Origin of the sequence: Isoptericola sp. AK164, assembly GCF_029643425.1 — a bacterium.
Lineage (GTDB): Bacteria > Actinomycetota > Actinomycetes > Actinomycetales > Cellulomonadaceae > Isoptericola > Isoptericola haloaureus.
This window is the reverse complement of record NZ_CP119106.1, coordinates 1,226,290-1,244,612: the sequence shown is the minus strand read 5'-3', so window position 1 is coordinate 1,244,612 and position 18,323 is coordinate 1,226,290. Positions and strand designations below refer to the sequence as shown.

At 74.1% G+C, this 18,323-nt stretch carries 22 protein-coding genes and 5 tRNA genes; 18 read left to right on the top strand and 9 right to left on the bottom strand.

The features are described 5' to 3' along the window. Positions 1 to 22: 22 nt before the first annotated feature. Positions 23 to 343 carry a DUF3467 domain-containing protein gene (locus PO879_RS05675; RefSeq protein ID WP_278236950.1) on the bottom strand — a complete coding sequence of 107 codons (321 nt, stop codon included), beginning with the start codon at positions 341 to 343 and terminating at the stop codon, positions 23 to 25. An 87-nt stretch (positions 344 to 430) separates the two neighbouring features. After that, the gene (locus tag PO879_RS05670; RefSeq protein ID WP_278236949.1) at positions 431 to 862 is read right to left on the bottom strand and encodes a group I intron-associated PD-(D/E)XK endonuclease; all 432 of its coding nucleotides are present in this window, start codon (positions 860 to 862) and stop codon (positions 431 to 433) included. A gap of 62 nt (positions 863 to 924) precedes the next feature. On the opposite strand from PO879_RS05670, the gene PO879_RS05665 reads away from it, so the two are divergent. The 9 genes from PO879_RS05665 (at position 925) to PO879_RS05625 (ending at position 6,190) form a co-directional block, all read left to right on the top strand. Then, positions 925 to 998, top strand: a tRNA-Arg gene (locus PO879_RS05665). 246 nt (positions 999 to 1,244) lie between these two features. Beyond that, positions 1,245 to 1,442 (top strand): hypothetical protein, encoded by a 198-nt coding sequence (locus PO879_RS05660; RefSeq protein WP_278236948.1) that lies wholly within the window; start codon positions 1,245 to 1,247, stop codon positions 1,440 to 1,442. Positions 1,443 to 1,584: 142 nt separating this feature from the next. Then, on the top strand, positions 1,585 to 2,223 hold the full coding sequence (orn, locus tag PO879_RS05655; RefSeq protein WP_278236947.1) for an oligoribonuclease: 639 nt from the start codon (positions 1,585 to 1,587) through the stop codon (positions 2,221 to 2,223). Positions 2,224 to 2,283: 60 nt separating this feature from the next. Next, positions 2,284 to 2,359, top strand: a tRNA-His gene (locus PO879_RS05650). A gap of 110 nt (positions 2,360 to 2,469) precedes the next feature. Beyond that, positions 2,470 to 2,946, top strand: coding sequence for a GyrI-like domain-containing protein (locus PO879_RS05645; protein WP_278236946.1), 477 nt, complete (start codon positions 2,470 to 2,472; stop codon positions 2,944 to 2,946). Between the two features lie 98 nt (positions 2,947 to 3,044). Beyond that, the gene (locus PO879_RS05640) at positions 3,045 to 3,875 is read left to right on the top strand and encodes an ATP-binding cassette domain-containing protein (protein ID WP_278236945.1); all 831 of its coding nucleotides are present in this window, start codon (positions 3,045 to 3,047) and stop codon (positions 3,873 to 3,875) included. Then, positions 3,872 to 4,510 (top strand): ABC transporter permease subunit, encoded by a 639-nt coding sequence (locus PO879_RS05635; protein WP_278236944.1) that lies wholly within the window; start codon positions 3,872 to 3,874, stop codon positions 4,508 to 4,510. The genes PO879_RS05640 and PO879_RS05635 overlap by 4 nt, the downstream gene beginning before the upstream one ends. Before the next feature lies 1 nt (position 4,511). Beyond that, the gene (locus PO879_RS05630; protein ID WP_278236943.1) at positions 4,512 to 5,198 is read left to right on the top strand and encodes an ABC transporter permease subunit; all 687 of its coding nucleotides are present in this window, start codon (positions 4,512 to 4,514) and stop codon (positions 5,196 to 5,198) included. 77 nt (positions 5,199 to 5,275) lie between these two features. After that, a complete protein-coding gene (locus PO879_RS05625; protein ID WP_278236942.1) occupies positions 5,276 to 6,190 on the top strand; it encodes an ABC transporter substrate-binding protein in 915 nt (304 codons plus the stop codon). Between the two features lie 119 nt (positions 6,191 to 6,309). Here PO879_RS05625 and PO879_RS05620 read toward each other — a convergent pair whose 3' ends face one another. Both PO879_RS05620 and PO879_RS05615 read right to left on the bottom strand, forming a co-directional pair. After that, positions 6,310 to 7,224, bottom strand: coding sequence for a hypothetical protein (locus PO879_RS05620; RefSeq protein WP_278236941.1), 915 nt, complete (start codon positions 7,222 to 7,224; stop codon positions 6,310 to 6,312). 63 nt (positions 7,225 to 7,287) lie between these two features. Then, positions 7,288 to 8,772, bottom strand: a complete 1,485-nt coding sequence (locus tag PO879_RS05615; protein ID WP_278236940.1) for an NAD(P)/FAD-dependent oxidoreductase — start codon at positions 8,770 to 8,772, stop codon at positions 7,288 to 7,290. A 226-nt stretch (positions 8,773 to 8,998) separates the two neighbouring features. Here PO879_RS05615 and PO879_RS05610 point away from each other — a divergent pair, with 226 nt between their 5' ends. From PO879_RS05610 to PO879_RS05590, 5 genes are read left to right on the top strand one after another with little or no spacing between them, the layout of a single operon-like run. After that, on the top strand, positions 8,999 to 9,592 hold the full coding sequence (locus PO879_RS05610) for a biotin transporter BioY (protein WP_278236939.1): 594 nt from the start codon (positions 8,999 to 9,001) through the stop codon (positions 9,590 to 9,592). Further along, complete coding sequence (locus PO879_RS05605) at positions 9,593 to 11,005, top strand: AMP-binding protein (protein ID WP_278236938.1); 1,413 nt, start codon at positions 9,593 to 9,595, stop codon at positions 11,003 to 11,005. Next, positions 11,002 to 12,135 carry an acetyl-CoA C-acyltransferase gene (locus PO879_RS05600; RefSeq protein WP_278236937.1) on the top strand — a complete coding sequence of 378 codons (1,134 nt, stop codon included), beginning with the start codon at positions 11,002 to 11,004 and terminating at the stop codon, positions 12,133 to 12,135. Before PO879_RS05605 ends, PO879_RS05600 begins: the two co-directional genes overlap by 4 nt. Positions 12,136 to 12,140: 5 nt before the next feature. After that, the gene (locus tag PO879_RS05595) at positions 12,141 to 12,824 is read left to right on the top strand and encodes an ABC transporter ATP-binding protein (RefSeq protein WP_278237460.1); all 684 of its coding nucleotides are present in this window, start codon (positions 12,141 to 12,143) and stop codon (positions 12,822 to 12,824) included. A 50-nt stretch (positions 12,825 to 12,874) separates the two neighbouring features. Next, positions 12,875 to 13,438, top strand: coding sequence for an energy-coupling factor transporter transmembrane component T (locus PO879_RS05590; protein WP_278236936.1), 564 nt, complete (start codon positions 12,875 to 12,877; stop codon positions 13,436 to 13,438). A 2-nt stretch (positions 13,439 to 13,440) separates the two neighbouring features. On the opposite strand, the gene trmB is transcribed toward PO879_RS05590, so the two are convergent. Both trmB and PO879_RS05580 read right to left on the bottom strand, forming a co-directional pair. After that, positions 13,441 to 14,253 (bottom strand): tRNA (guanosine(46)-N7)-methyltransferase TrmB, encoded by an 813-nt coding sequence (gene trmB, locus PO879_RS05585; protein ID WP_278236935.1) that lies wholly within the window; start codon positions 14,251 to 14,253, stop codon positions 13,441 to 13,443. A gap of 34 nt (positions 14,254 to 14,287) precedes the next feature. Continuing rightward, positions 14,288 to 14,695 (bottom strand): pilus assembly protein CpaE, encoded by a 408-nt coding sequence (locus PO879_RS05580; RefSeq protein ID WP_278236934.1) that lies wholly within the window; start codon positions 14,693 to 14,695, stop codon positions 14,288 to 14,290. Between the two features lie 169 nt (positions 14,696 to 14,864). Here PO879_RS05580 and PO879_RS05575 point away from each other — a divergent pair, with 169 nt between their 5' ends. Next, on the top strand, positions 14,865 to 16,508 hold the full coding sequence (locus tag PO879_RS05575) for an alpha/beta hydrolase domain-containing protein (protein ID WP_278236933.1): 1,644 nt from the start codon (positions 14,865 to 14,867) through the stop codon (positions 16,506 to 16,508). A 54-nt stretch (positions 16,509 to 16,562) separates the two neighbouring features. On the opposite strand, the gene PO879_RS05570 is transcribed toward PO879_RS05575, so the two are convergent. The 3 genes from PO879_RS05570 to PO879_RS05560 form a co-directional block, all read right to left on the bottom strand. After that, a tRNA-Lys gene (locus PO879_RS05570) sits at positions 16,563 to 16,638 on the bottom strand. Between the two features lie 73 nt (positions 16,639 to 16,711). Then, positions 16,712 to 16,787: transfer RNA gene (locus PO879_RS05565), tRNA-Lys, on the bottom strand. A 90-nt stretch (positions 16,788 to 16,877) separates the two neighbouring features. Continuing rightward, positions 16,878 to 17,174 (bottom strand): co-chaperone GroES, encoded by a 297-nt coding sequence (locus tag PO879_RS05560; protein ID WP_278237459.1) that lies wholly within the window; start codon positions 17,172 to 17,174, stop codon positions 16,878 to 16,880. A 177-nt stretch (positions 17,175 to 17,351) separates the two neighbouring features. Between PO879_RS05560 and bcp the strand changes: the two genes are divergently transcribed. The 3 genes from bcp to PO879_RS05545 all read left to right on the top strand — a co-directional run bounded on the left by bcp (position 17,352) and on the right by PO879_RS05545 (position 18,304). Further along, positions 17,352 to 17,834 carry a thioredoxin-dependent thiol peroxidase gene (gene bcp, locus PO879_RS05555; RefSeq protein WP_278236932.1) on the top strand — a complete coding sequence of 161 codons (483 nt, stop codon included), beginning with the start codon at positions 17,352 to 17,354 and terminating at the stop codon, positions 17,832 to 17,834. 31 nt (positions 17,835 to 17,865) lie between these two features. Further along, positions 17,866 to 17,950, top strand: a tRNA-Leu gene (locus PO879_RS05550). A gap of 96 nt (positions 17,951 to 18,046) precedes the next feature. Then, a complete protein-coding gene (locus PO879_RS05545; protein WP_278236931.1) occupies positions 18,047 to 18,304 on the top strand; it encodes a hypothetical protein in 258 nt (85 codons plus the stop codon). Positions 18,305 to 18,323: the final 19 nt, after the last annotated feature.

Below are 18,323 nucleotides of genomic sequence, written 5' to 3'. Positions count from 1 at the left end.
TCGACCCTGCGCACGGGCGGGTTCAGTCCCCCGTGCCGGAGCCGTCGGCCTTGTGGCCGGTCTCCCGCTCCCAGGCGTCGAGCTGCTGGGTCAGGGCGCGCGCCAGCTCGAAGACCTGCTGGGGCGGGATGCGCACGCGGGACACGACCCGGGCCGGCATGACCCGCCCGCCGGTCTCGGCGCCGGTGGCCTTGTCGACGGCGGCCTTGGCCGGGGACTTCGCCGCGACGAAGTCGAGGACGAACGACGCCGACGTGTGCCACACCGAGGCGAAGTCGGCGGGCACCCCCGTCTCGTGCTCGGTGGGCAGGTCGACCTGGAGCCGGAGCTCGCTGCTGGCCATGACGGTCCTCTCGCGACGGGAGCGGGTCCCCTCGACCGTACCGGGCGGGTCCCCCGTGCGTAGGGTGCGAGACTGAAGTCGAAGGGATCAGCGGAGGCCGACACGGGTGGCCAGGCTGCGGAACCCGGCGGCATCGAGCACTCTCGACCGCTGACCGTTCCTGCTCGGCTCGATCCTCAGGGTGACCGACGCGCCATGATCGCTCGGCCGGATGTAGTAGCACTCATCAGTCTCGGGACAGTAGATGCACACGATGTCGACCGCGGCCTTGTCCGCCGGCTTCGCATGGGTGCCTTGTCGATCGTTCCAGACCGACCGGAAGTGGACCGTGATGGCGCCCAAGCGTGCCGAGCGGTACTTCACTTGAAGCCGATGGAACGCGCCGTCCGCATATGCGACGAGATCGAAGGGTGCGTGCTCCGTCGCAGGGAAGAGCACTATGAAGCCCTGGCCGACGACGTCGGCGTGCGCCTTGGCGACGCCGAGGTCTCCTTTGTCCTTTGTGTGGTGCTGTGCCATCCCTCGAGACTAGTGGACACGTATTCCATCTGTCTGCGCTCTCGGTTAAACTCGCCTCGCTTGCCTCCGTAGCTCAGCTGGACAGAGCGGGTCACTTCTAATGACTAGGTCGCGGGTTCGAATCCTGCCGGGGGCGCACACCACGCCGTAGCCGGGGCCCGACGTATCAGGGCCCGACGCTCAGGGCTCGTGCAGAGCACGGGGCAGGAGTCGACCTCCTCCCCGGCCGCACCCCTCGTCGAACCGAGGAAAAGACCGTGCATCCATGGTGGTCGGCGCGGCATGCTCGAACCACACCGCGGTGACGTCGTCCGGCACCCGCCGGACGCACGGGTGGCCCACTGGCCCGGGCCGATCGACCCACGTCACGAAGGACAGCACGATGCACCCGATCGAGATGCACGCCGTCGCGCGTGCGATCCACACCGAACGCCTGGAGGACGCCGAGCGCGCCCGCCGGGCACGCCGACAACGGCGGTCCCCGGCCGCCCGGCTGTCCGTGAGCAGGGCGCGGCGCCGTGTCCACCGCTTCCTGCGGCGGCTGCGCGTCGAACGGCCCCTCGTCGGACGACCCGCATGACAGGGGTCGGCCGCACCACGGCCGCCCCGCCCCCGTCCCCGAGCGCCCCGGGCGCCCGACCTCCCCGCGGAGGCCAGGCACCCGGGGCGCTCGTCCGTGCGGGGCGCGCCGGCCGTCGGCGGCGGACCGTAGGGTGGTCCCCGTGAGCCCGAGCAACCCGAACGACCGCATCGTGTGGATCGACTGCGAGATGACCGGCCTCGACACCCGGGCCGACGCCCTGGTCGAGGTGGCCGCCGTGGTCACCGACTCCGAGCTCAACGTGCTCGGGGACGGCGTCGACGTCGTCATCCGCCCGCCCGCCGAGGCCCTGGAGCAGATGAACGACTTCGTGCGCGAGATGCACACCACGTCCGGGCTGATCACCGAGCTCGACGGCGGCACCACGCTGGCCGACGCCGAGGCCCGCGTGCTCGCCTACATCCGCGAGCACGTGCCCGAGGCCCGCAAGGCGCCGCTCGCCGGCAACTCCGTGGGGACCGACAAGATGTTCCTCGACCGGGACATGCCCGAGCTCGTCGGCCACCTGCACTACCGGATCGTCGACGTGTCCTCCGTCAAGGAGCTCGCCCGGCGCTGGTACCCGCGCGTCTACTTCGCCTCCCCGCCCAAGGACGGCGGCCACCGGGCCCTGGCGGACATCCTGGAGTCGATCGACGAGCTGCGCTACTACCGCGAGGCGCTGTTCGTGCCCCAGCCCGGCCCCGACACCAAGACAGCCCGCGAGGTCTCGGCCCGGATCAAGGAGACCTCGGTCACGAAGTCCAGCACGGTGTCCTGATCTCGCCGCAGACCATGTACACTTTTCGACGGCCGCAACGCTCCGTGCGTAGCAGTCATGGTGGCTATAGCTCAGTCGGTAGAGCGCCTGGTTGTGGTCCAGGAGGTCGCCGGTTCAAGCCCGGTTAGCCACCCCATCGAGACGGCCCCGACGCCCAGGCGTCGGGGCCGTCGTCGTCCGCGCGAGCGCGCGCCCGGCGCTCCTGGCTACGATCGTCCCGACGCACCGACGCGAGGGAGCCCGATCATGTCCGCACCGTCGTTCGCCGACCCCACGATCGAGACCCACGGTGAGCAGCACCTGGCCGTGGTCCGCGAGACCGTGGCGCTCGCCGACGTCCCCGCACTGTACGACCGGGCGTTCCCGCTGATCTTCGCCGCGCTCGGGCGGGCCGGTCTCGAACCCGTGGCCCCGCCGATGGGCATCAGCCACGGCATGCCGACCGAGACCCTCGACCTGTCGGTCGCCGTCCCGGTCGCCGAGCGCTTCACCGACGACGGCGAGGTCACCGGCGAGACCCGGCCGGCCGGCCGCGCGGCCACGATGCTCGTGCGCGGCGCGTACGACCGGATCGCCCCCGCCTACGAGCACCTCTTCGACTGGGTCGCCGCCCAGGGACTCGTCCCGACCGGGACCGCGTGGGAGCAGTACCTCACCGAGCCGTCGCCGGACGGGGACCCGCAGCAGAACGAGACGCTCCTCGGCGCCGACCTGGTGGACTGAGCGCGCCCGGCCAGCGCCGTTCTCGCTCGCACACCGGGCGCAGGTGTGATCGGCTGGGGCCTCGGACCCCACCGAACGCCCGGAGGCGAGCAGAACCGATGATCGAGTTCCGGTCGGTCACCAAGACCTACCCCGACGGCACCGACGCCGTGGCCGACTTCTCCCTGGTCGTGCCGGCGCACACCACCACGGTGCTGGTCGGCTCGTCCGGCAGCGGCAAGACCACGCTGCTGCGCATGATCAACCGCATGGTGGAGCCGACGTCCGGCACCATCGAGATCGACGGCGAGTCCATCGCCGACCGCGACCCCGTGCGGCTGCGCCGCAGCATCGGCTACGTGCTGCAGAACGGCGGGCTCCTGCCCCACCACCGGGTGGTCGACAACGTCGCCACCGTGCTGCGCCTGGAGGGCACCCCCAAGAACGAGGCGCGCCAGCAGGCCCTGGAGGTGCTCGACGTCGTCGGCCTGGACCGCCGACTGGCCGACCGCTACCCGAGCCAGCTCTCCGGCGGCCAGCAGCAGCGCGTCGGGGTGGCGCGCGCCCTGGCCGCCGACCCGAACATCCTGCTCATGGACGAGCCGTTCGGCGCCGTCGACCCGATCGTGCGCTCCGAGCTGCAGACCGAGACGCTGCGCCTGCAGCAGCAGCTGCACAAGACGATCGTGTTCGTCACCCACGACATCGACGAGGCGTTCCTGCTCGGCGACCAGGTCGTCATCCTGTCCACCGGCGCCCAGGTCGCCCAGATCGGCTCACCGAGCGAGATCATCGAGAACCCGGCCGACGACTTCGTCGCCAGCTTCATCGGCGCCGAGCGGGGCGCACGTGCGCTGCACACCAAGGAGACGGGCCACGGCACCGTGCTCGTGGACGGCACGGGACGCACCCAGGGCCGCCTCGTCGAGGGCGGTCAGGGCGCCGCATGACCTGGGTCGTCGAGAACCTCGACCTCATCGGTCGCCTCACCGTCGAGCACCTGCGCCAGAGCGCCCTGCCGATCGTGCTGGGGCTGGTGCTGTCGATCCCGGCCGGCTGGTTCGCGTTCCGCTTCCGCCTGACGCGGGGCCTGGTGCTCACCGCCGTCGGGCTGCTCTACACGATCCCGTCGCTGGCGCTGTTCGCGCTGCTGCCGCCGCTGCTCGGCATCAGCTTCCTGTCCGAGGTCAACCTGATCATCGCGCTGACGATCTACGCCGTGGCGATCATGACGCGGTTCGTCGCCGACGCCCTGGCCTCGGTCGAACCACAGGTGCGGCAGGCCGCCGACGCCGTCGGGTACGGCACGTGGCGCCGGTTCTGGCAGGTGGACCTGCCGCTGGCCGGACCCGTCGTCCTGGCCGGGCTGCGGGTGACCGCCGTGTCGACGATCTCGCTGTGCACGGTGGGGATCCTCATCGGGATCGACAACCTCGGCTACCTGTTCACGAACGGCTACCAGCGCCAGATCGTCCCCGAGATCCTCGCCGGGGTGGTCGCCGTCGTCGTCATCGCGCTGCTGGTCGACTGGCTGCTCGTGCTCGCCGGGCGGGTCCTGATGCCGTGGACCCGGAAGGGGGCCTGAGATGGAGCTCTTCGCCGAGGCCCTCGCCTGGATCTTCTCCTCCGACGCGCAGTCCGGGTCGCTGCCCCTATCCGAGGCGATCGCCACGCACCTGGCGTTCACGTTCGTCTCCGTGCTCATCGCCGCCGCGATCGCCGTCCCGGCCGGCTGGGTGGTCGGGCACACGGGCCGGGGCCGCGAGGCCGCCGTGGCGCTGTCCGGGGCCGCCCGCGCCGTCCCGTCCTTCGGCCTGGTGCTGCTGCTGGTCCTCGTCTTCGGGGTGACGCACAAGGTCGGCGCGTCCACCACCGCCTTCGTCCTGCTCGCGATCCCACCGATCCTGGCGGGCGCGTACTCCGGCGTCGAGGCCGTCGACCGGCGGGTGGTCGACGGCGCCCGCGCGGTCGGCATGACGCCCCGGCAGGTGCTGGGCAGGGTCGAGATCCCGCTGGGGCTGCCGCTGCTGATCGGCGGTCTGCGGTCGGCGACGCTGCAGGTCGTGGCCACCGTCACGCTGGCCGGATACGTCGGCAGCTGGGGCCTGGGCTTCTACATCGTCCAGGGCATCCAGATCCGCGACTTCGCGCAGATCCTGGGCGCGGCGCTGGTGATCGTGGTGCTCGCCGTGCTGCTCGACCTGCTCTTCGCGCTCCTCGAACGGGCCGTCGTCCCGCGGGGCGTCAGGGCGCGGCACGAGACGTCCTCCTGAACAGGACGAACCGGGCACCGCGTGCTTGACTGGGACGGCTCATGGCCGACCGACGGCACTGGGAGAGAGGGACACAGATGCGCACCACCCGACGCACCACCGCACTCGTGGCCGGAGCCGCAGCGGCTCTGCTGACCCTGACCGCCTGCGGAGGCGACGCCGACCCCCTGGCGCAGGACGCGGGCGACGACGGCGAGGAGATGTCCTCCGACACGATCGTCGTGGGCTCGCAGGCGTACTACTCGAACGAGATCATCGCCGAGATCTACGCCCAGGCCCTCGAGGCCGACGGGTTCACCGTCGAGCGCAACTACTCCATCGGGCAGCGCGACGCCTACATGCCCGCGCTGGAGGCCGGCGAGGTCCAGGTCTTCCCGGAGTACACCGGCAACCTGCTGCAGTACTACGACCCCGAGACGACCGCGACGACCGCGGACGACGTCTACGCCGAGCTCAGCGACGCCCTGCCGGACACCCTGGCCGTGCTCGACCAGTCCCCGGCCACCGACCAGGACTCCTACAACGTCACCGCCGAGTTCGCCGAGTCGAACGGGCTGACCACGATCGGCGACCTCGCCGACCTGGACGGCCTGACCCTCGGCGGCCCGGCCGAGCTGGAGGAGCGTCCCTACGGTCCGGAGGGGCTGGCCGACGTCTACGGCGCCGACGTCGCCTTCGAGGCCACCGGTGACACGACCGTGCAGGACCTTGTGGCCGGCACGGTGGACGTCGCGAACGTCTTCAGCGCCGACCCGCGCATCCAGACCGAAGACCTCGTCACCCTGGAGGACCCGGAGGGCCTGTTCCTCGCCTCCAACGTGGTGCCGCTGGTCAGCAGCGACGTCGCCGACCAGGTGGCCGACGTCATCAACCCGGTCAGCGCCGCCCTGACGCCCGAGGGCCTCGTCGACCTCAACGTCCAGTCCACCGAGGAGCAGCGCTCCAGCGAGGACATCGCCGCCGACTGGCTGAGCGAGAACGGCATCGGCTGACCACGAGTCCGAGGTCGGGCCCTTCCCCCTGCGCGGTCGCGCTCACGGGCGCTGCGCGCCCTCCGCTTCCGGTCTGACGACCGCGCAGGGGGAAGGGCCCGACCTTCGTGCGTCCTGCCTCAGCCGAGGCGGGCGACGATCGCGTCGGCGAGCCGTCCGACCGTTCCGGCATCACCGGCGTGCTTCAGCCACAGCGACGGCTCGGTGAGCTCGAGCTCGATGACCGTCGGGGTGTCGTCCTCGCCGCCGACCAGGTCGACGCGGGCGTAGAGGAAGGGCTCGGTCACCCCGAGGCGCTCGTGCGCGACGGCGATCGCCTGACGGGCGGCGTCGACCTGCGCCGCGGTCGGCTCCACCGGCTGCATCTGCTCCTTGCGGTACAGGCCCTGGGTCGGCCGGCTGGGCCCGGTGAGCAGCGCGTTCTTGCGCACGGCGTGCTGGACCTCGCCCTCGACGAAGATCAGGCAGGTCTCGCCCGCGGTGTCGACGCTGGTGATGTACGGCTGGATCATCACGGCGCGGCCGTCGTCGAGCAACGTCTTGGCGTGCTCGATGGCCAGGGCCCGCGACTCGGCGCTGACCGGCTGGTAGCGACCGGTGTCCTGCGCCCCGGCGGAGACGACCGGCTTGACCACGAAGTCGCCGAAGGCCGGCATCCGCGTGTGGATCGCGCGCTTGCCCAGGTGCCGCTCGGGGTCGAGCCAGATCGTGGGGATGACCGGCACCCCGGCCTCGTCGAGGGTCTGCAGGTAGGTCTTGTCCGTGTTCCAGGCGATGACGTCGGCGCTGTTGGCCAGGTGCGGCACCGAGCGCGCCCACTCGATGAACTCGTCGCGGCGCGGGGAGTAGTCGTACGTGGATCGCACCACGACGAGGTCGTAGGAGGACCAGTCGACGTCCGGGTCGTCCCACACCACGGGCTCGGCGGTGACGCCGCGCGCGGCCAGTGCGGGGACGATCGGACGGTCGTCCGCGTCCAGGTCGGGCAGGACGGAGCAGGTGGCGAGTCCGACTCGCTTCGTCGTGGTGGTCACGGGCCCCAGGCTAGCGGGGTTGTGCGTCGGCGGCGGGTCCGCCCGGTGGCCGGACCACCGCTCTCACAGGCCGAGCTCCTCCAGCAGCCGCAGCCACACCTCGCTGACCGTGGGGAACGGTGGCACGGCGTGCCACAGGGCGTCGAGCGGCACCTCGCCGACGACGGCGACGGTCGCGGCGTGCAGCAGCTCGGCGGCGTCGGGCCCGACGAACGTGGCGCCCACCAGGACGTCGCGCTCGGTGTCCACCAGGACCTGGGCCCGGCCGCCGTGGTCCGGCGAGGTGACGGCGGCCCCGGCCACCGAGGCGAGGTCGTAGGAGACGGCGCGCACGGGCAGCCCGGCGCGCCGGGCCTCGGCCTCGGTGGGCCCGACCCAGGCGACGTGCGGGCGGGCGAACACGGCCTGCGTCTGCGCGCCGTGGTCGGCCCGGGCCGCGTACCGGCTCCATCGCGCGCCCGAGGCCGCGACGATCGCCTCCCGGTCCCCGCCGGACCCGTACAGCGCGGCCACGACGTCGCCGGTGACCCGGGCCTGGTACTTGCCCTGGTGGGTGGTGCCCACGCGTCCGGTCACGTCGCCGCAGGCGAACAGCCACGGCTTGCCGACGACGTCCCGGCCGACCTTCTCCACGGCCGTCGTGTCGTCGATCGTCAGCGGCGCACCGGGCTCGAGCCCGACCGTGTCGAGACCGACGTCGCCGGTGCGGGGTCGGCGTCCGGTGGCCACCAACAGCTCGGCGGCGGTGACGATCTCCGCACCGTCGTCCCCGCCGACCGTGACGGTGACGGGACCGCCCGGGGCCGGGCGCTCCACGCGGCGCGCCGTGGTCCCGAGGCGCACGTCCACGCCGGCGTCGCGCAGCGCCTCGGCGACCATCTCCCCGGCGAAGGGTTCGGCCCCGGCGAGCAGCCCGCCCCGGGCGATCAGCGTCACCTGGGCGCCGAGGTCGGCATAGAGGGTGGCCATCTCCACCCCGACGACGCCGCCACCGAGGATCACCAGCGACGCGGGCACCGCCTCGACGGCGGTGGCCTCGCGCGAGGTCCACGGGTTGGCCTCGGCCAGACCCGGCAGGTCCGGGACGACCGCGGCGCTGCCGGTGGAGACCACGACGGCGCAGCGCGCGAGCAGGCGGTGCGTCTCGCCGGCCGCGTCGTCGTCGACGCCCGTGGCGGGCACGACCTCGACCGTGCGCTCCCCGGCTAGGCGGCCGTGGCCGCGCACCAGCGTGATGCCCACGGAGTCGAGCCACTCCTCCTGGCCGGAGTCGTCGCCCTCGCCGGTCATCTCGTCGCGGCGCGCCAGCACCGCGTCCACGTCCAGCGGTCCGGGGTCGCCCACGCCGGGCGCCTCGCGCGCCGCCTGCCGCGCGGCTCCGGGCGACAGCAGGGTCTTGGAGGGGATGCACGCCCAGTACGAGCACTCCCCGCCCACGAGCTCGGCCTCCACGACGGCGACGGACAGCCCGCCGCGCGCCGCGCGGTCGGCCGCGTTCTCCCCCACGGGGCCGGCACCGATGACGATCACGTCGTACGTCTGCTCCATCCGGGCATGGTGTCGCGTCACGGCCCGTTCTGCAGCGTGGGACGGCCCGCGCCCGCGTGGCGGTGTCCCACGACCGGGGCGCGGGCGACTTGTGCGGACCCGACAACCGCTTGTGGGATCCGTGCACGACGGCGGCACGGGGCTGGGTGACCGGACCGGCGCCCGGCGTACCGTGCGGGCAGCACAGTGGTACCCGTCCCCGCACCGCCCGCGACGAAGGAGCAGCGTGACCGAGACCGCCGCAACCCGCACCCCGGCCCGCTCGACCACCGCCGACGCCGCACGGGTGGCCACCTTCGCGGCACTGATCGCCGTCCTGGGCCTGCCCGGGTCGATCGCGCTGTTCGGCAACGCCGTCCCGGTGACGCTGCAGACCCTCGGGGTGATGCTCGCCGGGGCGATCCTGGGCGCCCGCCGCGGCGCGCTGGCGGTGCTGACGCTGCTCGCCCTGGTCGCGGCCGGGCTGCCGCTGCTCGCCGGCGGTCGGGGCGGTCTCGGCGTGTTCGTGGGACCGTCGGCCGGCTACCTGCTCGGGTTCGTGGCCGGCGCCTTCGTCGTCGGGCTGCTGGTCGAGCGGCAGCGGAGGGTGACGTTCCTGGGCGTGCTCCTCGCCGCGCTCGTCGGCGGCGTCGGCGTGGTGTACGCCGTCGGGATCCCCGTCCAGGCCGTGCTGACCGGTGTGCCCCTGGCCGAGACGGCCCTGCTGTCCCTCGCCTTCGTGCCCGGGGACCTGCTCAAGGCGCTGGCCTGCGCCGCGATCACCGCCGCCGTCGCGCGGGCCTACCCCGCCGCGGTGCGCCGCGGGGGCCGGGAGGGCTGAGTGCCGGTCGCCCACCACGTCCTGCAGCACGCGCACGGCCCCGCCGCGGACCGTGTCGCGGTGCGCTGCGGCGAGCGCAGCCGCACCTTCGCCGAGCTGGCCGCCGACCTCGTCGCGGGCGCCGAGCACCTGGCCGCGACCGGGACGTGCCCCGGGGACCTGGTCGCCCTGTCGCTCGCCGACCCCCTGGACACGCTCGTCGCGCTGCTCGCCGCGGACCGGGCCGGTGCCGTCGGGCTGGTCGGCGACCCGGCCTGGCCGGTGCACCAGCGGGCCGAGGTGCTGCACGCCCTGACCCCCGCCGTCGTCGTGCACGTGCCGCTGCCGCGCGGTCACGGTGCTCCTCCCCCGCCTCCCGGGCCGACCCCGGACGACGCCGCACCCGCGTGGGCGGGGTTCTCCTCGGGCAGCACGGGGCGTCCGCGCGCCGTGCTGCGCTCCCGCGGGTCCTGGACGGGCTCCTTCGAGCACGTCTCGCGCCTGACCGGCACTCGCGCCGGGGATACCGTCCTGGTCACGGGCCCCCTGGCCAGCTCGCTGCACTGCTTCGCGGCGGTGCACGCCCTGGCGGCCGGGGCGTCGGTGGAGCTCGCGCCGACCGTGTCGGCGACGACGGCGGCGCTCGCCGGGGCCGACCTGGCCCACCTGGTCCCCTCCCGGCTCGACGACGTCCTGGACGCCCTCGACGCGGGCGTGCCGTCCCGGCTGCGCACCGTCGTGGTGGGCGGCGCCGGCACGGACCCCGCCCAGCGGGCCCGGGCCCACGCCCACGGCGTGCAGGTCGTGGCGTACTACGGGGCGGTGGAGCTGAGCTTCGTCGCGATCGACACCGGGGACGGGCTGGTGCCGTTCCCCCAGGTCGAGGTGCAGGTCCGGCCGCAGCCGGGCACGAGCCTGGGCGAGGTGTGGGTGCGCTCGCCGTGGACGGCGAGCGGCTACCTGGCCGGGGCGACGGGGCCGCTGCGCACCCGGGACGGATGGAGCACCGTCGGTGACCTGGCCGACCTGCCCGACGGCGGCTCGGCGGCCGCCGGGGACCGCGCGCTGCGGCTGCGAGGCCGTGGCGACGGCGCGATCCTCACCGCCGGTGCCACCGTCGTGCCCGAGGACGTCGAGGCCGCGCTGCGACCCGTACCCGGGGTCCGTGACGTCGTGGTGGCCGGCGCCCCGCACCGCCGGTTCGGCGCCGTCGTCGTCGCCGTCGTCGAGGCCGACGACCACCCCGGGCTGCGCGCCCACCTGGAACGGGTCGCCCGGGCCACCCTCGCCCCGGCCCAGCGGCCCCGGCGCTGGTTCCGCGTCGACGCCCTGCCGCGCACCTCGAACGGCAAGGTGGCCCGTTCCGCGCTCGGTGCCGCCGTCGCGGGCCACGACCCGGCCGCGCAGGTCGGCGACCTCGCGGTGCTGCGGTGAGCGTGGTGGTGGCCGCCCGGCGCACGTGGACCGGCCGGCGCGGCGGCGGGCACGCCGGGGCCGACGAGGCCCGGCTGGCCGCCGCGGTCCTCAGCGCCGCCGCGCACGACGCCGCGCACGACGCAGCGCACGACGCAGCGCACGACGCGGCCGCCGGCCCGGTGGACGAGGTGGTGCTGGGCAACGCCGCGGGCCACGGTGGCAACGTGGCGCGCCGTGCGGCGCTGACCGCCGTCGGCCGGCACGTGCCCGGGATGAGCGTGGACCGGCAGTGCGCCTCCGGGCTCGCCGCCGTGGGCACGGCGGCCGCGCTGGTCGACGCCGGCCACGCCCGCGTCGTGCTGGCGGGCGGCGTCGAGAGCGCCACCCGGGCACCGGGGCGCGCGCACGGCACGCTCGGCTACGACCGCGCGTCCTTCACCGCCCCGCCGTGGGCGGACCCGGAGGCCGGCCGGGCCGCGGACCGGCTCGCCCAGGAGCGCGGCATCTCCCGCGCGCTGCAGCACCGCTACGCCGTGGCCTCGCACGAGCGGCTGCGCGCCGCGCACACGGCCGGGCGGTTCGCCACCGAGACCGTGGCCGTCGGGCCGCTGGACCGCGACGAGCACGCCCGGGCGCTGTCCCCGAGGCTGCTGGACCGGCTGCCGGGGGCCTTCTCCCCCGACGGCACGGTGACGGCGGCCTCGGCCGCACCGGCCGCGGACGGGGCGGCCGCCGTGGTCCTGGCGCCGGACGGCGCCCCGGGGCTGCGGGTCCGGACGGTGGCGACCGTGGCCGGCGACCCCGCGATGCCCCTGCTGACCCCCGTGTCCGCCGTGCGCGCGGCGTGCGCGCGCGGCGGGGTCCGGCTCGAGGACGTGGCCGCGCTGGAGCTCGTCGAGGCGTTCGCCGTGCAGGCGCTCGCGGTGGCCGGGGACCTCGGCGTGGACCCGCTGACCGATCCGCGCTGGAACGCCGACGGCGGGTCCCTGGCGGGCGGGCACCCGTTCGGGGCGAGCGGGGCGGTCGCCGTCGTCCGGCTGTTCTCCCGGCTGGTGCGCGGCGGCGCACCGGCGGGCACGCTCGGGCTCGCCACGGCGGCGGGGACCGGCGGGATCGGCGTCGCCGTGCTCGTGGAGGTGGTCCGGTGACCGGGATCGTGCTGGACGACGTGCACGTGCGCCGCGAGGGCCGGCACGTGCTGCGCGGGGTGTCGGTCCGGCTGACCGAGCACCGGGTGGCGGTGATCGGCGCGAACGGCTCGGGCAAGTCGACACTCGCGCGGCTGCTCAACGGCCTGGTGGCCCCGACGTCGGGCCGGGTGCTGGTCGACGGGCTGGACGTGGCCCGGCACGGCCGCGCCGTGCGCCGGCGGGTCGGGTTCGTGTTCACCGACCCGGACGCCCAGATCGTCATGCCGACCGTCGCCGAGGACGTCGCGTTCTCGCTGCGCGGCTCCGGGCTGTCCCGCGCCGAGGTCGGCGCCCGGGTGGCGGCCGAGCTGGAGCGGCACGGCCTGGCCGGGCACGCGGACCATCCGGCGCACCTGCTCTCCGGGGGCCAGAAGCAGCTCCTGGCGCTGTCCAGCGTGCTGGTGTCCCGCCCGGACGTCGTGGTGGCCGACGAACCGACGACCCTGCTGGACCTGCGCAACACCCGGTTCGTCGCGCAGCGGCTGGCGGCGCTGGAGCAGCGGGTGGTGCTGGTCACCCACGACCTGGACCTCGTGGGCGACTACGAACGGGTGCTGGTGGTCGACGAGGGCCGGGTCGTGGTCGACGACGTCCCGGCCGTGGCGGTGCCGGCCTACCGCGCGCTGATGGGAGCGCCGGTCCGATGACTGCCGGCCCGCCGCCCGCCATGGCACCCCCGAGGACCTCTACGTCCCCGGTGCACCGGCTCGGCGCGGGGACGAAGCTCGCCGGGCTGTGCGTGTGCTCGCTGGCGCTGCTCACCGTGGACGGACCGCGGGGAGCCGCCCTCGCCGTCGTCGGCGTCATGGCGGTGTTCGCCCTGGCCGGGCTGGGACCGCGGGCGCTCTGGGCCCAGATCAGGCCGCTGCGCTGGGTCGTGGTGTGCCTGCTGGCGGTGCAGTGGTGGGTACTGGGGCCCGTCGAGGCGGTGGTGCTGAGCACGCGGCTCGTGGCCCTCGTGGCCCTCGCCGGTCTCGTCACGGCCACCACCCCGACGGCGCAGGTCCTGGACGTCGTGGAGCGCGTGCTGCGGCCGGGGCGCCGGTGGGGCCTCGACCCGGAGCGTGCCGCGCTGGTGCTGGCCCTGACCCTGCGGTCCGTCCCCGTGCTCACCGACCTGGCCGCGCGGGTGCGGGACGCGCAGCGCGCCCGGGGCCGCGAGCGCGACGTGCGGGCCTTCGCGGTGCCGCTGGTGGTGGGGTCGCTGCGGCGGGCCGACGCCCTGGGCGAGGCCCTGGCGGCGCGCGGCCTGGACGACTGAGGTCAGAGCCGGACGTACTCCAGGTCGGTCACGCTGCGCCCGGCGTTCAGACCCTTGCGCTCGAAGCTGGTCATGACGCGACCCTCGAAGCGCGGGGCGCGCCGGCCGGGGCCGTGGGCGTTGCGGAAGCCCTCGGCGGCGTCGAGCACCTCGAGCATCACCTCGCCGTACTCGGCCCAGTCGGTGGCCAACCGCCACCGGCCACCGGGCTTGATCGCGCGGGCCGCCAGCTCGGCGAAGGCGGGGGTGACCAGCCGGCGCTTGTGGTGGCGCTTCTTGGGCCACGGGTCCGGGAAGAACACCCACAGCTCGTCGAGGCTCGCCTCGGGCAGGCCGTGCCCGAGCAGCTCGGCGGCGTCGACCTGCATGATCCGCAGGTTGTCGAGCTCGTGGCCCGGGTCGCCGCCGGCGACGGCCGGGTCGGCCCCGGCGTGCCCCGCGCGCACGATGGTCTGCGCGACGCCCGGACGGTAGACCTCGACGGCCAGGTGGTCGCGCTCGGGGTGCGTCGCCGCGGCGTGCACGACGCACTCGCCCAGGCCGGTCCCGATCTCCAGGACGAGGGGCGCGGTGCGGCCGAACTCCGCGGCGGGGTCGAGCTGCCAGTCCGGGTGCACCGACATGTCGCGGTGCTCGCGCGGGACCTCGATCAGGTAGCGGTGCCGGCGGGTGTCCCAGGCCCTCTGCTGGCCCGCGGTCAGGCGGGCGGTGCGGCGCACGTAGCTCAGCGGACGGCGGTGGTGTCGGGTGTCGACGGAGTCCTCGACCGGGGTGTCCTGCGGGACGTCCGGGTTCTCCTGCGGTGAGTTCGGCACCGGACCAGGGTAGTCGGGCCGGGGCCCGACGCCGTCATCCCGACGAGAGGCCGATGAGGGCCAGCAACGCCTCCCCGTAGGCGTCGGCGGCCTCCGGGGCGTCGAAGGTCCGGCGCTCGCCGAGCAGCTCCACCTCGACGGTGAAGACGTCGTCCTCGGCGTGCAGCGAGCGGAAGGTGCCGCCCAGCAGGTCGCGGAGCTGGTCCTCGCGCGGTAGCCACAGCGTGTCGTCGATGTCGACCGAGTCCAGGGCCCACTCGGTGGTCCCGTTGAAGCCGAGCACCGTGCCGGTGTCGAAGTGGTGCGTCTCGACGACCAGCGTGGAGATGGTGAAGACGTCCTCGCGGAGCTCCGGTGCGTCGATGTGGAACCGGTCGCCGTCGGCTGGCTTCCAGATCAGTCCCGCGTCGCGCAACCGGGTGGCGAGCTCGGTGGAGATCATCTCCCCATCCTGCACCCTGCGTCGCAGGACGGGCGCGCAAGACCTCGACCACTTCTGACAGCGACACGCCAGAACTTGTTCAATCGATGGACAAAGTGCTGCACCGCTCCTAGGCTGCCGACGACCGACGAACAGGCCCGCCTGTCGGGCCGTGACGAAGGAGTCATCGATGTCCGTCAGCCGACGACGTGCCGTCGCCGCAGGAACAGGCCTCACCCTGCTGGCGTCCGCACTCTCCCTCCCGGCCGCCTCGGCGGCACCCGACACCCCGGACCCCGCCGTGACCGGCCCGGTCCCCGCCACGACCGCCGTCGGGGACCCGGCCCACGGGTACCCCTTCCTCGCCACCGACGTCGACCTGGCCGACCACGGCTACGTCGAGCAGGAGTTCTTCCTCTCCGGCGAGGCGACCCGCTACGACGCCGACGGCACCTCCGACGCGGAGGTGATCAGCACCGGCCACGAGTACCGCACCCGGATGGTCGTGCGGCGCCCCACGGACCCGGGCGCGTTCAACGGCACCGTCATCACCGAGTGGTACAACGTCTCCAACCAGTGGGACCAGGAGGTCGACTGGTTCCAGACCCACGAGCACCTCCTGCGCGAGGGCTACGCCTGGGTCGGCGTCTCGGCGCAGCGGGCCGGGGTCCACTCCGGCACCGGACTGCGGTCGTGGAGCCCCGACCGGTACGGCTCCCTCGACCTGACCGACGGCGGCACGGTCACCGACGACACCCTGTCCTGGGACGTCTTCAGCCAGGCCGTCGGCGCCGTCCGCGAGCCCGCCGGCACCGCCCCGCTGGGCCCGCTGGAGGCGGAGACCGTGGTCGCCACCGGTCACTCCCAGTCGGCCGGGCGCCTGTGGTCGTACGTCAACTCCGTCGACCCGGGCGGCGACGTCGTCGACGCGGTCGTGCTGCACGGCGGCGGCGGGCCCCTCCGTGACGCGGTCGAGACCCCGGTGCTCAAGATCAACAGCGAGACCGACGTCGCGATCGACCTGCTGGGCGCGGCCCAGCGCCAGCCGGACAGCGACACGCTGCGCACCTGGGAGGTCGCCGGTGCCTCCCACGGCGACTGGAAGCTCATCACGGACTACGGCCGCCTGCGCATCCGTGACATCGGCACGGCCCCCGGCGGGTACCCGGGCACGCCGCAGACGTGCGACGAGCCGTCCGGCTCCCGCGTCCCGCAGCACATGGTCCAGGGCGCGGCGTACGACCACGTGGCGGACTGGGCGGCAGGTGGGGACGCTCCGCCGTCGGCGCCCGCCATCGACCTCCTCGCGGACGGCTCCGTGGACCGCGACGACCTCGGTCTCGGTCGGGGCGGCATCCGCCTGGCCGCGCAGGAGGTCCCGGTGCGGCTGAACTCGGGACTCAACACCGGCCCCGGCTTCTGCTTCATCGACGGGTCGTCCCGTCCGGTCGACGACGCGACGCTGGCCGCCTGGTACCCGGACGAGGAGGAGTACGTCGACGAGGTCGTGGCCGTCACCGGCGCCGCCGTCGAGGCGGGCTACGTCCCCGCGGACGTCGCGGCCGACCCGTCGTGGTACACCGACGTCGCCGAGCTCGTCCAGCACCGGGTCGAGTCCGGCCTCGTCCGCGAGCAGGTCGGCGCACGGATCGTCGACCGGATGCACCGCGCCCTGGAGGCGGCCGACGACGGCGACTGGAACGCCGCGGACCGATGGGTGCGCCAGGCGCACACGTTCGCCGACCGGCAGGTGCGCGACGACCTCGCGTCGGCGTCCGTGGCGCGCTCCACCGCGGCGGTGCGCGGCGTGCTGGCGCTGACCGTCGACGACTGAGGACGCCACCGGGAACGACGAAGGCCCCCGTCGCCGATGCGACGGGGGCCTCGTTGGTGCGCCATCAGGGACTCGAACCCCAAACCCGCTGATTAAGAGTCAGCTGCTCTGCCAATTGAGCTAATGGCGCGTCACGCCCGGCACGAGATCCTCGACGCCGACCGCGGTACGACGGTCCGGTCACGACGTGACCGGACCGTGCGTGGTGCGCCATCAGGGACTCGAACCCCAAACCCGCTGATTAAGAGTCAGCTGCTCTGCCAATTGAGCTAATGGCGCGTAGCGGTGTGAAACTCTACCAGCACCTCAGCGCGGCGCGGTACCTGGATCCGACCCGCCGGCGTGTGACCTCCGCGACAGCGGTGCAGGTCACAGGTACAGGCCCGTCGCGCCGCTCTCGTCGGACCGCTCGGCGACGGCGTGCACGTCCCGTTCGCGCAGCAGCACGTAGTCGGTCCCGCCGAGCTCGACCTCGGCGCGCTCCTCGGGATCGTAGAGCACGCGATCGCCGACCTCGACCTGGCGGACGTGCTCGCCCTTGGCGACGACCTTCGCCCACGCCAGGCGCTTCGGTCCCGTGGCGGTGGCGGGGATGACCAGACCGGCCGCGGACTGCCGCTCGGCCGAGTCCACCTCGGGGTCGACCAGGACGCGGTCGTGGAGCATGCGGATCGGCAGCGGCTCGGTGGCCTCGCCGCCCGTCGACGCGGGAGAAGGTGCTGCGGAACTCACGAGGGCCACGCTACGCGAGAACCGCCGTCGCCCCCGCATCGTCCGAACGCTCCCAGCACCCGGTCCGGCTAGGCTGAGCGCGGTCCCGTCCCCGCAGCACCAGGAGCTCCCGTGACCCGTCTCGCCGCCGGCGACACCGCGCCCGACTTCACCCTGCCGACCGCCGACGGGAGCACCGTCTCGCTGGCGACGCTGCGACAGAGCGCCGAGCGGGGCGTGGTCGTCTACTTCTACCCCGCGGCCATGACCCCGGGGTGCACGAAGGAGGCCTGCGACTTCCGCGACTCGCTGGACGCCCTGCAGGGCGCCGGGTACGCCGTCGTCGGCATCTCCCCCGACGAGCCCGAGAAGCTCGCCCGGTTCGTCGAGCGCGACGCGCTGACCTACCCCCTCGCCTCGGACCCGGAGCACGAGGTCCTCGAGGCCTACGGCGCGTGGGGCGAGAAGAAGAACTACGGCCGCACCTACGTCGGGGTGATCCGCTCGACCATCGTGGTCGGCGCCGACGGCACCGTCGAGCTCGCCCAGTACAACGTCAAGGCGACGGGGCACGTCGCCCGGCTGCGCACCCAGCTCGGGCTCGACGCCGCCTGAGCCGCCGGCCCCGTAAGATCGGGGTGGCCACGCGCGAGTGGCGGAACAGGCAGACGCGCTGGGTTTAGGTCTCAGTGTCCTCGGACGTGCGGGTTCGACTCCCGCCTCGCGCACCAGCACCATCCCGCGACGCGCGGGCCGTCCCGGCGTAGCGTCAGGGGTGACGGGACGCACGCCGCGCGGTCCGTCGGGGTGGTGAAAGGACCGACGCCATGTCCACGCTGAGCGAGTTCCTCAAGGCCCGGATCTCCGAGCTCCTGTCCCACGAGGGCAAGCACCGCGAGGAGCACGGCCACCCGCCGCTGACGCCGGAACGCGAGGCGGAGCTGCGCGAGCTGCACGCCCAGGCCGACCAGTACGAGCAGGGCCTGTTCGGCCCCGGCCAGGCGTCCTGGGTCGAGGGCCTGATGCGCGAACGCGCGGCCGACTTCTCCGACCACCCGGACTATCGCGACGAGTGGCGGCGCTGAACCCCCGGACGAGCCGCGC